This is a genomic window from Zhongshania borealis, from assembly GCF_039539625.1.
GTDB lineage: Bacteria > Pseudomonadota > Gammaproteobacteria > Pseudomonadales > Spongiibacteraceae > Spongiibacter > Spongiibacter borealis.
In genome coordinates this window covers 132,025-145,408 of sequence record NZ_BAABDM010000004.1, presented here as the reverse complement: position 1 = coordinate 145,408, position 13,384 = coordinate 132,025, and the positions used below count along the sequence as shown (strand labels likewise).

The window sequence follows — 13,384 nt, the reverse complement described above, 5'->3', positions numbered from 1 at the left end:
GAAAACCAATACCTTACTATCGCGAAAGCACTACGTAATAACAATTAATAGCGAGAGCCACACTATGTCGGAATGCCCTTTTGCCAACTTACTAGACCCCGATACATACGCGCAGGGCATGCCCTACGAACTTTTGCGTAAATTCCGCGTCGCGGGGCCTGTTGTTAAAATGGATGACCCGCTGACCGGCGTCCCTTATTGGGCGGTGGTGGGTCAACAAGAACTGGACTACGTCTCAAAGAATCCCGCGTTGTTTTCATCGGCTTTACGCAGCTCCTTTCCCATGGAGCATCCGCAAGAAATGGTCGATTTTATTTTCAGCCATACCATTATCAATATGGATCCACCCCGCCATCAAAAAGTGCGCCGCATTGTTCGTGAGGCATTTACGCCAAAGCGAGTAGATTCTTATGAGCCCGCTTTTAGGGCTCATGCAAAACGAATTTTAGATAATGTTGTTCAGCGCGGCGAATGCGAGTTTGTTGAGGAAGTGGCTGCTGAGCTCCCTCTTGTCGCAATACTTGAACTCCTCGGCGTACCAATCAGTGATCGCAAACAGTTTTTCGACTGGACCAATACCATGATCTTCGCCGACGACCCTGATATGGCGACCAGTGAAGAAGACGGCCAAATTGCCGCTGGGGACTGTATAAATTACGCCCTAAAGCTCGCGGAACAACATCGCGGCCAGCCAATGAATAATATCACCGGCGCACTACTTGACGGCGAAGTCGACGGCGTCGGGATTTCAGAGGAAGATTTCGCTTGGATGTTTATTCTTATCCTTGTCGGCGGCAATGAGTCTACGCGTACCGTTATTTCTCAAGGTATGCGCTTACTAATGGAACATCCAGATCAGCTCCAGTATTTAGTAGACAACCCCGATAAAATCCCTGCGGCCATCGACGAGATACTCCGTTTCAACACCGCATTTACGCAAATGCGTCGCACCGCCACCCAAGACATTACACTGGGCGGACAAGACATCAAAGCTGGCGACAAGGTCATTCTGCACTATCATGCAGTCAACCACGACGAAGCCGTTTTTGGTGACGATGCCATGCAATTTGATGTTCGGCGAGCAGAACGCATGCCAAAACTGGCCCAGCAAATACGTTCATTTGGTATCGGTCAGCACTTCTGCATTGGTTCTCACCTCGCTCGTTTAGAACTACTGGTCATGTTCGAGGAAATTATTCCTCGGCTACGCAATCCACAAATCAATGGCGAACTAAAATATGTCCGCTCCTACTTTGTGAACAGCATAAAGCAAATGCCGATTCGCTTTAACAGTGGAAATTGAGTGCGGCGGAACTTACATTTATCGACTAAGGGATAAAGACATGGAAATTGGTCTCATTATTTGCCTCGCCATCGTCATTTTTAGTATTTTCTATCTTGTGATGCTCTACAACGGGCTGGTCAGCCTTAAGCACAGCGTGAGCAAGCACCTCGCCAATATTGACGTGTTGCTTAAGCAGCGCCACGACGAACTTCCAAAGCTCATTGAAACCTGCAAACAATATATGAAACACGAGCAGGAAACCCTGAGCAAGGTCATTGCCGCCCGCCAGCAGGTTTCAACCGCCCAATCCAATCACGACATGATCGCTCTGGGCCAAGCTGAAACCAAACTACGTGCGTCCACTGGTCAATTATTCGCGCTGGCCGAGAATTACCCCGACCTCAAAGCCGACAGCAGCTTTGCGGCCTTGCAAAGCCGTATTTCTGACCTAGAAAACGCGATTGCCGACCGACGCGAAGTCTATAACGAAGCCGTGAATAACAATAATGTTCGCATAGAACAATTTCCCGATGTCATCATCGCGCGCTGGTTTCACTTCAAAGCCTTTGAGCTATTGAAGTTTGCCAAAGCGGAGCTAAGCGACATTGATGTGAAGTCCTTATTTAATTAATGGACTACCTCGGCATAGCGATAAGCGGCGGTATCGCGCTAGGCTGCGCCTATGGCAGTCTCACCAGCCTGCGCTCAGCGCGAATTATTGAAGATACGCCAACCTCAAAAATTCGCTCCGCACACCAAGGCTATGTCGAACTCATTGGCTATGCCAAAGCGGGAAGCGAACAGCCACTGTTCAGCGGTTTAAGCAACACTCCCTGCCTGTGGTACCGCTACAATATTGAACGCTATGAATCATCTGGCAAGAACAGCAGCTGGCGCAGCATTGAGCGCAAAACCAGCGAGCAAACCTTCGTCCTAAACGATGGTACCGGCGATTGCTTTGTTTACCCTGCCCGCGCCGAGGTAAGCACTCTCCGCAAAAAAGTATGGAAGGGCAGCGAACGCCACCCTCGTGGCAGCACGAATAGTCACAGACTGTTTGGCAGCCGCTACCGCTACACTGAAGAAATCCTCTGCGCCGACGACCTGCTGTACATCATTGGTCAATTTCAAACTCGCCACCCACCCAGCGCCAGTGAATTACAGAGTAAGGCCATGACGGATATTCTCAACGACTGGAAACAGGACTACGATCAGCTCGTGACGCGCTTTGATCGCAATGGCGACGGAGAAATTGACCTCAAGGAATGGGATCTAGTCCGAGCAGAAGCGCTGCGCAAAGCCCAGCGCCAATACCACAAACAAACGCCGCCAAGTGCAATACATACCATCAGTTACTCGCCCAGCCGCCGACAACCCTATATGATTGCCAGTTCCGAGCCGAATTCGCTCAGCAAACGATTTCGCTGGCAGGCATTTTTCATGCTACTCGCCAGCCTCGGCGGCACCGCCGCCTTTGTGTGGTTGCTCGCCCAATAACAAACGATATATTGAACATAAAGAAAAAAGGACAATGAAATGGCGATCCGCCGCAATACCAAGGAACGCATACTCGATATCGCCGAAAACCTATTTGCTCAGCAAGGATTTGCGGCAACGTCAGTCAGCGAAATTGCCGCTCAGGTCGGAATTAGCAGCCCCGGTATTTACAAGCACTTTAGTAATAAATTCGCTATTTATGAACAGGTTTGCCATCGCCTGTTCACGCCGCTAGCCGATGCCACTCGCGGCATGGCGGCCGATGCAGACTTTGCTGACACGAGCCAGCAGATTTACCAAGTTCTGTCGCTCCTCGCCACTACGCCAAATACCGCCCGTATTGTTCAGCATGCCACCCTCGCGCGCGATGAAACCTTAGATTTACTGAGTGACCGCTGGTACCGTAAGTTTTTTTCATCAATCAGTGACCCCGCTAAAAACCCCGATAAAGATTGGATCAACGTACCGACTGCCATGGCATTTCATTGTATGATTCTTGGCTACGTAACGCTGGCACCCCTACACCACTCAATCTTTGGCGTTGATCCATTGCAGCCCGAACAGCTCGAAGCACAATTGAAATTCCAGCAGAATATGGTCAACGGCCTACACCACCTAATGCAGCGCCAAACCGAAACCTAGACCGGCATTTACACACCAGGGCTTCAAGCGACACGGCTCAAGCGTTCAGAAGCTAATTGCAAGCTGTCACTATATTGCGCTTCTATATCTGCCATTTCCGTGGTGTAAGCCGCCCGCTGTGCAGAACTCAAGGCTTTCCATCCGGCATGTGTTGGAATATGCGCTAGCGCCGCCGCCATATCTCGAAACACCCCAATGTCATCACTGCAAGCCGCATCCATTGCCGCTGTTTCCGACAAGACCGCTACGCGTAAAGCGCACTCACTCCCACCCACCTGTCCTGCTATATAACTGCGAACCAGTATTGAAATACCCTCACGTGCCGCTTTACGCTGCACTGCCGACTCGCTTTCGTAGCCTAAGCGCTCTGCTTCTTCACGCCGCTGTTGAGCGCGCAACTGCCATAACAGGCGCCCCGCAATCACGGCCAAAACCACAATAATTACACTCGCGGCAATCAGCCACACTCTGTACTCAGCCATCCACTACTCCGCTGCACTTAGTGACAAAACGCCATTCTGACATCGACATGGCCAAACACCTAGGAGCAAGCTTATAATTGCCGCCCCGAAAACACGGAGGCCGCCAGTGACCAGCCCCAGCGCTATTAAATGGTCAGCACACTGCTTGCAACTGCTTGACCAACGCATTCTTCCCGCACGCATTGAGTACCTCAGCTATAGCGATCCCGCCGCAGTAGCCGAGGCCATTCGCAATATGGTCGTACGCGGCGCCCCGGCTATTGGCATTACGGCCGCCTACGGCATGGCGCTGGCAGCCCAACAGCTAACGTCTCGGCCGCCCAGCGTGGCGGCCTGGTGCGAGGCACTCAGCCCCGCACGCTCGATACTGGCCAACTCGCGCCCCACAGCCGTCAATTTATTTTGGGCACTAGAGCGCTGTGATCGCATTATTGAAGAACAGGGTAACGGCGGCGACGTGGCCGCGGCACTCACCGCGCTCGCGAAGAGCATTCACGCCGAAGACATCGAACTCAATAAGCGAATCGGCGATTTCGGTGCCAGCCTCATTCCCGCCGAAAGCGTGGTGTACACCCACTGCAATGCCGGCGCATTAGCAACCGGTGGCTACGGTACCGCTCTGGGCGTTATTCGTTCAGCCTATCGGGATGGCAACATTCGCGGCGTTATCGCTGGCGAAACTCGGCCATGGCTGCAAGGCGCAAGACTCACCAGCTGGGAGCTGATGCAAGACAGCATTCCGGTAACCCTGGCTATTGAGGGCGCGGCGGCCCATTTGATGCGCGAGCAACAGCCGAGCTGGATTATTGTTGGCGCCGACCGCGTCGCCGCTAACGGCGACGCGGCCAATAAAATAGGCACCTATAATCTCGCCATTATCGCCAAGTACCATGGTGTCAAAGTAATGGTTGCCGCGCCCACGAGCACCTTTGACGCAAATATCGACGGCCCACAAATTCCAATTGAGCAGCGCCCAGGCGAAGAAATCAGCCACAGCTTTGGTCAACGCATCGCTCCCGAAAACATCAACATCGCCAACCCGGCTTTTGATGTAACACCAGCAGCGCTAATCGACGCTATTGTTACGGAGCACGGTATTATCCACGCACCGGACCGCGACAAAGTACTGGCACATCTTCGCGCCGCCGCCAACAAGTAATAGGTAAGCTGCCATGATCGACAGTAAATATTTTTACCAACAGGCCATTGCACTGGCCGCCGCCGGCGACGAGTTGTACCAACGCGGGTGGGTACCGGCCACCAGTGGCAATTTCTCCTGCCGCCTCAATGCCGACTCCGCTATTGTCACGGCGTCGGGCAAGCACAAGGGCCGTTTAAACCCAAGTGACTTTATTGCCGTTGACTTAAAAGCCAACGCTATTAGCAGCGGCAAACCCTCGGCGGAAACGGCCTTGCATACCCAGCTATACGCCCGTTTCAGCGCTATTGGCGCGGTGCTGCACTGCCATTCGCCAGCGGCAACTGTATTATCGATGGCGCTGGCCGAGCACAACGAACTGACGCTCGAAAACTACGAACTGCTCAAAGCCTTTGATGGCGTCGACACCCACGCCGCGCGCGTGCGCATCCCTATCTTTGCCAATACGCAAGATATTAATGCCCTCGCCCTAGAGGCTGACCAATATCTCGCCGCGCATCCACTCTGCCCGGCCTATTTAATTCGAGGCCACGGCGTATATTGTTGGGCTAAAGATTTGGACAGTTGCATGCGCAATCTCGAAGCCCTTGATTTTCTCTTACATTGTGAACTCGAAAAAATGCGCCTTTGCCGCTAGGAGCCACCATGAGCACACTGACTATATTTGCCGATACCGATAGCACGAAAACACTGACTTACAGCACAGATCCAATTGAAATTAGTTCACGACTTAGCGCCGAGGGAATCCGCTTTGAGCAGTGGCAAACCCGCGACGACGTTCGTGCAGGCGATAGCCAAGAAGCCGTGTTAACAGCCTACGCAGATGATGTCAGTCGTTTAATACGCGAACAAGGCTACCAAACCGTTGACGTGATCAGCATCGCGAGCGACAACCCACAGAAAGACGCCCTGCGGCAGAAATTTCTGGCCGAACATACTCACAGTGAAGATGAGGTGCGCTTTTTCGTAGAAGGTCAGGGCCTATTTGCCCTTCATCTCGGCGACCAGGTTTTTGAAATCCTCTGCGAAAAAGGCGATTTATTGAGCGTGCCGGCGAATACCTTGCACTGGTTCGATTTAGGGCCAGAACCCGATTTAGTCGCGATTCGCTTTTTTAACAATCCCGATGGCTGGGTCGCGAACTACAGCGGCAACAATATTGCCGATCAATATTCACGCATTTGCCCGGCGGGCCAATAAGCTCGGGGAACTCTATTGTGATCAAGACCATCGTCACCGACATTGAAGGCACCACGAGCTCCATTGATTTTGTGCATCAGGTACTTTTCCCCTATGCGGCCAAAAACCTTCCTGCCTTTATTCTCGCTAATCATGCCTCTTCACCTGTGAAGAGTGCCCTGCAGGAAGTCACTGCACTCACTGACATTGCCAGCAATGACATCGAAGCCCTGATCACGCAATTACTAAGCTGGATTGCAGACGACCAAAAAGTAACACCGCTAAAGCAGCTACAAGGCTTGGTGTGGGAATACGGCTACCGCAATGGCGACTATAAAGCCCATATTTACGATGACGCATTAAGCGCACTACAACATTGGCATCAGCAAAACATCGAGCTCTATGTTTACTCGTCAGGGTCAATTTACGCGCAAAAACTGTTTTTTGGTTTTAATGAGGGCGGCGATTTAACTGGCTTCTTTAAAGGCTATTTCGACACCGTCACCGGCCCCAAGCGCGAAGCCCAGTCCTACCAGAAAATACAGCAAGCCATCGCCAAGCCAGCCAATGAAATTTTGTTTTTATCCGACATTGTTGAAGAACTGGATGCCGCTGCCGACATTGGTATGCACACAGCCTGGCTACAGCGCGAACAAGGAGAGATGACACCGCACGCACGCCACCTCTGTGTTCGCTCATTTACCGAGATAGAGCTTACTCGCTGGGATACACTTTAGAAATAGCCTCAATCTCGCAATGTGCGAGCGTCGTCGCATTAGAGAAAATGGCGTCGTCTAGGCGGCGTAGTGCGGCACTCCGAGGTTTGAACGCCAAGTGCTCAGCACTTTGGAGCGCGGGACAGTTTGCGTTTAAACTCAGCAAATAATGATCCTCGCCATTGCCAAAGATCAAATGACGCTCGTCCAAATACTGCCAATCGCCAACTTGATAGGAATCGACCTTCTCGACATTCTCGCCAGGGCGATATCCGTATTCCGCTAAACGCTCATCTAGCGCTGGCTCATCATTCACCACCGCGCAGGCAAAAAGTGACAGTACCGCTAGCTGGACAAAGCACGCCTTAATCATCCTTAATTTCATTTTTGCCTCCGAGAATGGGTTCCCGCAATTTAACGCACAGCTATCAGACAACAGTCCAGCAGGGAGGTTCTATTAGCAGGGATTCTTCGCCATTTCCTCGACCCGTGTTCAAGCAATTTTACGAGCCTGAAACAAGTCGATCCGGAAGGTTTTTTGGCCCGCACTAAATTTAACTGCGATAGTGTGTTGGTCAACGGCAAGTACTGCGCCCCGGCCAAACTTTTCATGGCTGAGAATATCACCAACACAGAAACCCGACGCGGGGCTTGTTTCCAGGGTCTCGTCACCTGCCGATGGCGGCTGGGCATGCAAAACCTGGGGTGCCAATAAATGCGGGAAAAACCGTTTTTGGCCAGCGAAATTAACAAGCACACCCTGCTCATCAATATCGCTTACGCGACCAGCGCCATATGTTTCATGCCTCAGATGCGTCCCCAGAGCGGGGACCCCAGCGACTTCCGTGTCAGTGGCAGTCCAGTCGGGAACAACTGCATCCAAATAGCGCTGCGCGACTGCTGCACTGCGCGTGCGTGGCAGATCAAACTGGCGTGCACCAGCATCGATTTGGGTGCTGATTTCACGTGCCAAACTTAAGTTCATCTCCGCCAAAAATGGACTTGGTAACAGGTGTAGATCGGGGCGCTGATCAACAGACCAGCCATTTTTAGCATCTAAGCCCGGCGCAAACAGATACAAAACCTTAATCGCTCGGGTCATGGCAACGTACATCAGGCGCCGCTCCGCTTCTTGGTGATCCTGCTCCTGCCGCCGCCGATTGCCGGCTTGATAAGGCATATAATGCGCACTCAAACTCGGCAGCAGCACGACCGGCCACTCCAAGCCCTTGCTGCGATGCATGGTTGTGATTGTGACTGCATCGGCAGCGCCACTATCGCTACCGCCTTGCTCGGCAAGCCCCGCCAAGAGGGCCAAAATCGCCGCGGGTTGCTGGTCCTGCTGCAGAGTAACAAACTCAATAAACGCAGTAACAGTGGCGGCTCGGTTTTCGCCGTCTTCACGATTAAGGGCGTTATCACGCATTGCCGTCAGTAGATCGAGCTCACTGACAAAACGGCGCAAACCTCGCCCCACTGACTTCTCTACAAGCAACTGGTCTAACACCCCAGCAAGGCCCTGCAAACGTTTTTCTTGGTAGATCGACAAGCTGTCTTCGGAGCGGTGCAAGGCGCTGAAATCGGGAACCGCTATACGCGACGCGTAGCCACGCAAAACCTCATGGCGAATTTTTAACTCACAAAACCTCAAAATATCAAACAACTGCTGCGTCTGTTCACCTGAATCTAAGGTTGCAAAGTCGCCAGCCATTAAGCGTATTAAACTCAACAGCACCTTAATCTCGCCACGTTCGAGCACGCGGCTGCCCCCCATCACCTGATTGGGAATCCCACGCTTAAGCAAGGCCAATTCCACCGGTGCAGCTTGCGCCCAGGTACGGCATAAAAAGGCCATTTCATGGTAGCCCCGACCCTCCTTATGCTGAGCCTCGCAGGCTTGCGCGAAGACCGCGCCATCTGGGCTTTGCAAACAGAGCTCGACGTGGGTTGACTCGGCCGTCGCAGCGCTAATACAGATTATGGGATCGCGATGCTGGTTATGACTAATTAATTGCGCTGCCGCCAGCGCCAACTGATGGCCGTAGCGAAAAGTTCGGGATAACTGGTAAGACTGATGAGAATAAGTGTCACCAAAATAACGAAGCATGTATTCAGGCTTGGCGCCCCGAAACTCATAAATACACTGATCGGCATCGCCGACAACCTGCAGCTGGGCGCGTTCGCCAACAAGCGTTTTAAGCATAAAAAATTGGATGTCGTTAATATCCTGAAACTCATCGACAACAAACAATTCGACTCGGTTAGCTAAGAAATCTGCCAATGCGGGGTCCTTGGCAATAACTCGACAGGGATCGTAGAGAAAGTCAGCAAAGCTTACCCGCGCCGCCGCTTTACGCCATTGTTCAAAGCGTGCAAAGGCCTCAATGAATAATTGGTACTGCTCGGGGTAGCCACCCGCAGCAAAACTGACTTCCGGCGTCGCCAAGGTCGACTTAGCGAGATCGACAAAGCCCGAAAACGCGTCCAACCATTGCTGTTGATCATCCCGAATCGCCGCCCGCAACGCAGATGTTCCGGCGGCCGCCTGTAGGGCTTTGAGCATTTCCAGCCCCGCTTGCACATCGCCCAAGGGCGACGGGTCAAAAGTCGGCAAATACCCCTCTTTAGCCAAGGATAGAGCCAGATTACGGCCCATGGCATGAAAGGTCCGCACCGGCGGTAGCGACGCACCCGGCCCTGCTGCGGCGCGTAATTTAGCGCTAAAGTCCTGCTGCGCCGCCTTATTAAACATAACTACGCGGATTAACCGTGGATCCATACCTGCACGCAAACGCGCCAAAACGAAAGCCACCATAGTCGTGGTTTTGCCGGCACCGGCCACCGCCATCACGCGGGCATGACCGCTGCGGTGACGAGTAATACCTAGTTGTTCTTCTGTGAGCATCGAGGGCGTAGGACACCTAGAAAAGGGAGTGCAGAATAACAAGCTTGCGGTTCAGCTTCACCCCAGTTTTTTACACGTTAACGATGGGCAACGAGCAAACTTCGGCATTAACATACCTTCTGGTATAATTCAGTCGCAGAAATATCACCACGTACTGGCGATACCACGTGGGCTTTCTACTTGTAAGTGGATACAGTGGGACTAATGTAAGGACACTATCTTGGGACGACCATCAAAACCAATTATATCGAAGGAGCTGGCCGCAAAAGCCGCGCTATCGGTAATCGACAGCCACGGGATTTCCGGTATGAGCTTACAATTGGTTGCCCAACGTCTCGGCGTTAAAGCCCCCTCGCTCTACTACCACTTTGAAAATAAAGCAGAATTACTCAGAGACGTCGCGCGCTACGTGCTCTTAGAGGCCGGAATTTCAGAAGACCAACATTTTGGAGATTGGCGCGAGGCCCTGATTGTTCTCGCTCTCTCCATTCGCAAATCTATCTTCGAGCACCCACGCGCAGCCCCCTTGTTATTAGAGTTTTTCCCTCGGCACCTCATGCTGCAAACCTATCAATACTGGATAGATAAAGTCGATCTGCCCATGGAAAAACGTATGCTGATTGTCGACGGTGTCGAAAAACTCACCTTTGGCTCCGCCATGCTGGGCGCAATGAGCCGCGCTAACGGCAACGACCCCATGCCGTCTTTTGCGCCAGAACAATTTCCGCATCTGCACGCAGCAACCACGGCCAACAATCTGAATGAAACCGATCTTTTTGTCGCCACACTGAAAGCCTTCCTGAACTCATTTTGAAAAATCAGCCGCGATTTAGCAGTGCGAGCGGTGTTGTACCGCTATGTAAAATAGTAAAAATCAACGGGCCAAGCAGCCTAAAAATCAGCATGGCAAGGGCGAAAAATCCGGAATTAGTTTGCGATTGCAATGGAACATCGACGCCAAGACATGCAGAATACGGGGCTCGTTTAGGCACAGTGAATGTAAACGGCGACCACATAATAGCAACGAGCGGCCAATAGCTGCGGCAATTTAGATAGGGATCAGTGATGGAATTTCAGCAAATTCAGCTAGAGATACGCGACTCGGTTGGCATTTTAACCTTAAATGCGCCCGACAAATTGAATGCGCTGACGCCACTCATGGTCACTGAAATAAGCCAAGCAGTCGAGGATATTGCCAGTCGCTGCCGGGCCATGATTATTACTGGCGCCGGGCGCGCCTTCTGCTCGGGCGCATCGCTAGACCCCAGCAACCCCCTTAGCCCGCTCGACAATGAACCTGCCACACGAGACCTCGGCTTCGTATTAGAACACCAACTCAACCCCTTAATGCTTAAGCTCAAAAACTTAGACATCCCCTGGATTAGTGCGGTTCGCGGCGCTGCCGCCGGATTTGGTGCATCGCTGGCTTTAGCTGCCGACATGGTTGTGGCCAGTGAAACTGCTTACTTTGCCCAAATTTTCTCACGTATTGGCCTGGTACCCGACGGTGGCGCCACTCATTTATTGAGCCGTACCCTTGGTCGCGTGCGTACCATGGAACTCATGCTCACCGGTAATCGCCTCAGTGCAGAACGCGCCCTCGAATGGGGCCTTATTAATCGTGTCACTGAGGATAGCCAGCTAGAGGCGCAGGCCTTTGAAATTGCCAGCAGTCTCGCCAACGGCCCCAGCCAAGCATTGGGCATGACCCGAAAGGCAATCTGGGCGGCCACTGACAACAGCTGGGAAGCCAGCTTACAAAATGAGCGCGAACTCCAAAAAATCGCCGGTCAAACTCAAGACTTTGCCGAGGGTATAGCGGCTTTTACAGAGAAACGCGCAGCGGTATTTACCGGCAAATAATCTCGACAAATAGAAAAATTTGGCAGTGTGGCGCCGCCGCACCGCAATAAACAAAACCAAGCGAGGATGGGTTTATGAGTGAACATTGTATAATCATTGGCGCTAGTCACGCGGCCGCACAGCTGGCATCCAGCCTGCGCCAAGAAGGCTGGGAAGGCAAAATTTCAATCGTCGGCGACGAGCCCTATATGCCGTATCACCGCCCACCATTATCAAAAGCCTTCTTTGTCGGTGAAAAATCGGAAGACGAACTATTAATTCGCGCTGCCAATTTCTACGAAAAAAACAATATCGACCTCCTGCTAGGCTGCCGCGTAAGCCGTATTGATCGCGATGCCAAGAAAGTTATTTTGCAAGATGATGCCGAAATTGCTTACACCAAATTGGCGATCACCACCGGCGCACGGGTGCGCAAAATTCCCTTCACCGGCAGCGAGCTCGCCGGCGTTTTTTATATGCGCGACCTTAACGATGTTAAGCAAACCCATAAGTTTACTGGCACGGGTAAATCTGCAGTCATTATCGGCGGCGGTTATATCGGCTTAGAAACAGCCGCGTCACTGCGCAAAATCGGCATGTCGGTCACGGTTATTGAGGCCATGAGCCGCGTGCTACAGCGCGTCACTGCACCAGAAGTCTCTGCGTTCTATACCCGCGTGCACACCGAAGAAGGTGTCGATATTCGTACCGAAGCCGGTGTTGACGCTATTACCGGCGAGCAGCACGTTGAAGGCGTTCGCCTGAGCGACGGCACAACCATCCCCGCCGACCTCGTTATTATTGGCGTTGGTGTTATACCCAATATTGAAATTGCTGAAGCCGCTGGCCTGACCATCGACAATGGCATTGCCGTCGACGAGTTCGCCCGCACCAATGATCACAATATTGTTGCCGCTGGCGACTGCACCAACCACTTCAACCCCATTTATCAGCGTAAACTGCGTTTGGAATCAGTACAGAATGCCACCGATCAAGCCAAGATTGCCGCTAAAACTGTCTGCGGAAAACTCGAAGCCTACAACGCCCTGCCGTGGTTTTGGTCTGATCAGTATGACCTAAAACTCCAAATTGCCGGTTTATCCCAAGGCTTTGACGAAGTCATTATTCGTGGCGACAGCGAAAACAGCCGTAGCTTTGCCGCGTTCTATTTCTGTGAAGGCCGCTTCATTGCCGTCGATGCAGTGAATCGTCCCAAGGAATTTATGACCAGCAAACGCGCCTTGACCACCGGTCAAATCGTCGACCCAAAGAAACTTGCCGACGATACCACCGACATCAAAGACGCCTTCACCAATCAATAGGAAGTAAGAGAGAAAACCATGCCTTTAATTTTTTTCAAATCCCACGGCGGTGAGATCCAAGAAGTTCACGCTGAAGTTGGCACCAGCATCATGCAAGCTGCTGTCGACAATGGCATAGACGGTATTCTTGGCGAGTGCGGCGGCTGCTGTAGCTGTGCAACCTGCCACTGCTATATTGATCCTGCCTGGGTTGCCAAAGTTGACGAACCAGACAGCACAGAAACCGAAATGCTGGATTGCGTTCTCGAGCCCCAAGAAACGAGCCGTCTTAGCTGCCAAGTATTCCTGACCGAAGAAATGGACGGCATTGTCGTTGCCATGCCAGAGTCACAGTACTAAAACTGCAGTAATACAG

Annotated in this window: 15 protein-coding genes; 12 read left to right on the top strand and 3 right to left on the bottom strand. The window is 52.2% G+C overall.

Annotation, left to right across the window (positions count from 1 at the left end; all coding sequences use genetic code 11):
* Window positions 1-64: 64 nt before the first annotated feature.
* From ABD836_RS12030 to ABD836_RS12015, 4 genes are read left to right on the top strand one after another with little or no spacing between them, the layout of a single operon-like run.
* Window positions 65-1,303: a cytochrome P450 gene (locus tag ABD836_RS12030; RefSeq protein ID WP_344936213.1), complete on the top strand. Its 1,239-nt coding sequence runs from the start codon at window positions 65-67 to the stop codon at window positions 1,301-1,303.
* A gap of 40 nt (window positions 1,304-1,343) precedes the next feature.
* Complete coding sequence (locus ABD836_RS12025; protein ID WP_344936211.1) at window positions 1,344-1,916, top strand: LemA family protein; 573 nt, start codon at window positions 1,344-1,346, stop codon at window positions 1,914-1,916.
* Entirely contained in the window at window positions 1,916-2,782 is an 867-nt protein-coding gene (locus tag ABD836_RS12020) for a GIDE domain-containing protein (RefSeq protein WP_344936209.1), read from the top strand. Before ABD836_RS12025 ends, ABD836_RS12020 begins: the two co-directional genes overlap by 1 nt.
* A 39-nt stretch (window positions 2,783-2,821) precedes the next feature.
* Window positions 2,822-3,424 carry a TetR/AcrR family transcriptional regulator gene (locus ABD836_RS12015; RefSeq protein ID WP_344936207.1) on the top strand — a complete coding sequence of 201 codons (603 nt, stop codon included), beginning with the start codon at window positions 2,822-2,824 and terminating at the stop codon, window positions 3,422-3,424.
* A gap of 23 nt (window positions 3,425-3,447) precedes the next feature.
* On the opposite strand, the gene ABD836_RS12010 is transcribed toward ABD836_RS12015, so the two are convergent.
* Window positions 3,448-3,906 carry a DUF2489 domain-containing protein gene (locus ABD836_RS12010; protein ID WP_344936206.1) on the bottom strand — a complete coding sequence of 153 codons (459 nt, stop codon included), beginning with the start codon at window positions 3,904-3,906 and terminating at the stop codon, window positions 3,448-3,450.
* A gap of 106 nt (window positions 3,907-4,012) precedes the next feature.
* On the opposite strand from ABD836_RS12010, the gene mtnA reads away from it, so the two are divergent.
* The 4 genes from mtnA to mtnC are packed head-to-tail and all read left to right on the top strand — an operon-like array spanning window position 4,013 to window position 6,981.
* Window positions 4,013-5,065, top strand: a complete 1,053-nt coding sequence (gene mtnA / locus ABD836_RS12005) for an S-methyl-5-thioribose-1-phosphate isomerase (protein WP_344936204.1) — start codon at window positions 4,013-4,015, stop codon at window positions 5,063-5,065.
* A 13-nt stretch (window positions 5,066-5,078) separates the two neighbouring features.
* On the top strand, window positions 5,079-5,702 hold the full coding sequence (locus ABD836_RS12000; protein WP_344936201.1) for a methylthioribulose 1-phosphate dehydratase: 624 nt from the start codon (window positions 5,079-5,081) through the stop codon (window positions 5,700-5,702).
* A gap of 8 nt (window positions 5,703-5,710) precedes the next feature.
* Window positions 5,711-6,265 carry a 1,2-dihydroxy-3-keto-5-methylthiopentene dioxygenase gene (locus ABD836_RS11995; protein ID WP_344936198.1) on the top strand — a complete coding sequence of 185 codons (555 nt, stop codon included), beginning with the start codon at window positions 5,711-5,713 and terminating at the stop codon, window positions 6,263-6,265.
* A gap of 17 nt (window positions 6,266-6,282) precedes the next feature.
* Window positions 6,283-6,981 carry an acireductone synthase gene (mtnC, locus tag ABD836_RS11990; RefSeq protein ID WP_344936195.1) on the top strand — a complete coding sequence of 233 codons (699 nt, stop codon included), beginning with the start codon at window positions 6,283-6,285 and terminating at the stop codon, window positions 6,979-6,981.
* On the opposite strand, the gene ABD836_RS11985 is transcribed toward mtnC, so the two are convergent.
* Both ABD836_RS11985 and ABD836_RS11980 read right to left on the bottom strand, forming a co-directional pair.
* Window positions 6,959-7,345: a DUF6491 family protein gene (locus ABD836_RS11985; protein WP_344936194.1), complete on the bottom strand. Its 387-nt coding sequence runs from the start codon at window positions 7,343-7,345 to the stop codon at window positions 6,959-6,961. The two genes, mtnC and ABD836_RS11985, sit on opposite strands and share 23 nt — an antisense overlap.
* A 108-nt stretch (window positions 7,346-7,453) precedes the next feature.
* Window positions 7,454-9,865 (bottom strand): ATP-dependent helicase, encoded by a 2,412-nt coding sequence (locus ABD836_RS11980; RefSeq protein WP_344936192.1) that lies wholly within the window; start codon window positions 9,863-9,865, stop codon window positions 7,454-7,456.
* Between the two features lie 220 nt (window positions 9,866-10,085).
* Here ABD836_RS11980 and ABD836_RS11975 point away from each other — a divergent pair, with 220 nt between their 5' ends.
* The 4 genes from ABD836_RS11975 to ABD836_RS11960 all read left to right on the top strand — a co-directional run bounded on the left by ABD836_RS11975 (window position 10,086) and on the right by ABD836_RS11960 (window position 13,368).
* Window positions 10,086-10,679 (top strand): TetR/AcrR family transcriptional regulator, encoded by a 594-nt coding sequence (locus ABD836_RS11975; protein WP_344936190.1) that lies wholly within the window; start codon window positions 10,086-10,088, stop codon window positions 10,677-10,679.
* A gap of 251 nt (window positions 10,680-10,930) precedes the next feature.
* Window positions 10,931-11,728: an enoyl-CoA hydratase-related protein gene (locus ABD836_RS11970; RefSeq protein WP_344936188.1), complete on the top strand. Its 798-nt coding sequence runs from the start codon at window positions 10,931-10,933 to the stop codon at window positions 11,726-11,728.
* A gap of 74 nt (window positions 11,729-11,802) precedes the next feature.
* Window positions 11,803-13,029 carry an NAD(P)/FAD-dependent oxidoreductase gene (locus ABD836_RS11965; RefSeq protein ID WP_344936186.1) on the top strand — a complete coding sequence of 409 codons (1,227 nt, stop codon included), beginning with the start codon at window positions 11,803-11,805 and terminating at the stop codon, window positions 13,027-13,029.
* Window positions 13,030-13,047: 18 nt separating this feature from the next.
* On the top strand, window positions 13,048-13,368 hold the full coding sequence (locus ABD836_RS11960; RefSeq protein ID WP_344936183.1) for a 2Fe-2S iron-sulfur cluster-binding family protein: 321 nt from the start codon (window positions 13,048-13,050) through the stop codon (window positions 13,366-13,368).
* Window positions 13,369-13,384 lie beyond the last annotated feature (16 nt).

Coding starts and splice junctions, on each gene's coding strand:
- ABD836_RS12030 (WP_344936213.1), top strand. CDS start 65: ATGTCGGAATGCCCTTTTGCCAACTTACTAGACCCCGATACATACGCG.
- ABD836_RS12025 (WP_344936211.1), top strand. CDS start 1,344: ATGGAAATTGGTCTCATTATTTGCCTCGCCATCGTCATTTTTAGTATT.
- ABD836_RS12020 (WP_344936209.1), top strand. CDS start 1,916: ATGGACTACCTCGGCATAGCGATAAGCGGCGGTATCGCGCTAGGCTGC.
- ABD836_RS12015 (WP_344936207.1), top strand. CDS start 2,822: ATGGCGATCCGCCGCAATACCAAGGAACGCATACTCGATATCGCCGAA.
- ABD836_RS12010 (WP_344936206.1), bottom strand. CDS start 3,906: ATGGCTGAGTACAGAGTGTGGCTGATTGCCGCGAGTGTAATTATTGTG.
- ABD836_RS12000 (WP_344936201.1), top strand. CDS start 5,079: ATGATCGACAGTAAATATTTTTACCAACAGGCCATTGCACTGGCCGCC.
- ABD836_RS11995 (WP_344936198.1), top strand. CDS start 5,711: ATGAGCACACTGACTATATTTGCCGATACCGATAGCACGAAAACACTG.
- ABD836_RS11985 (WP_344936194.1), bottom strand. CDS start 7,345: ATGAAATTAAGGATGATTAAGGCGTGCTTTGTCCAGCTAGCGGTACTG.
- ABD836_RS11980 (WP_344936192.1), bottom strand. CDS start 9,865: ATGCTCACAGAAGAACAACTAGGTATTACTCGTCACCGCAGCGGTCAT.
- ABD836_RS11970 (WP_344936188.1), top strand. CDS start 10,931: ATGGAATTTCAGCAAATTCAGCTAGAGATACGCGACTCGGTTGGCATT.
- ABD836_RS11965 (WP_344936186.1), top strand. CDS start 11,803: ATGAGTGAACATTGTATAATCATTGGCGCTAGTCACGCGGCCGCACAG.
- ABD836_RS11960 (WP_344936183.1), top strand. CDS start 13,048: ATGCCTTTAATTTTTTTCAAATCCCACGGCGGTGAGATCCAAGAAGTT.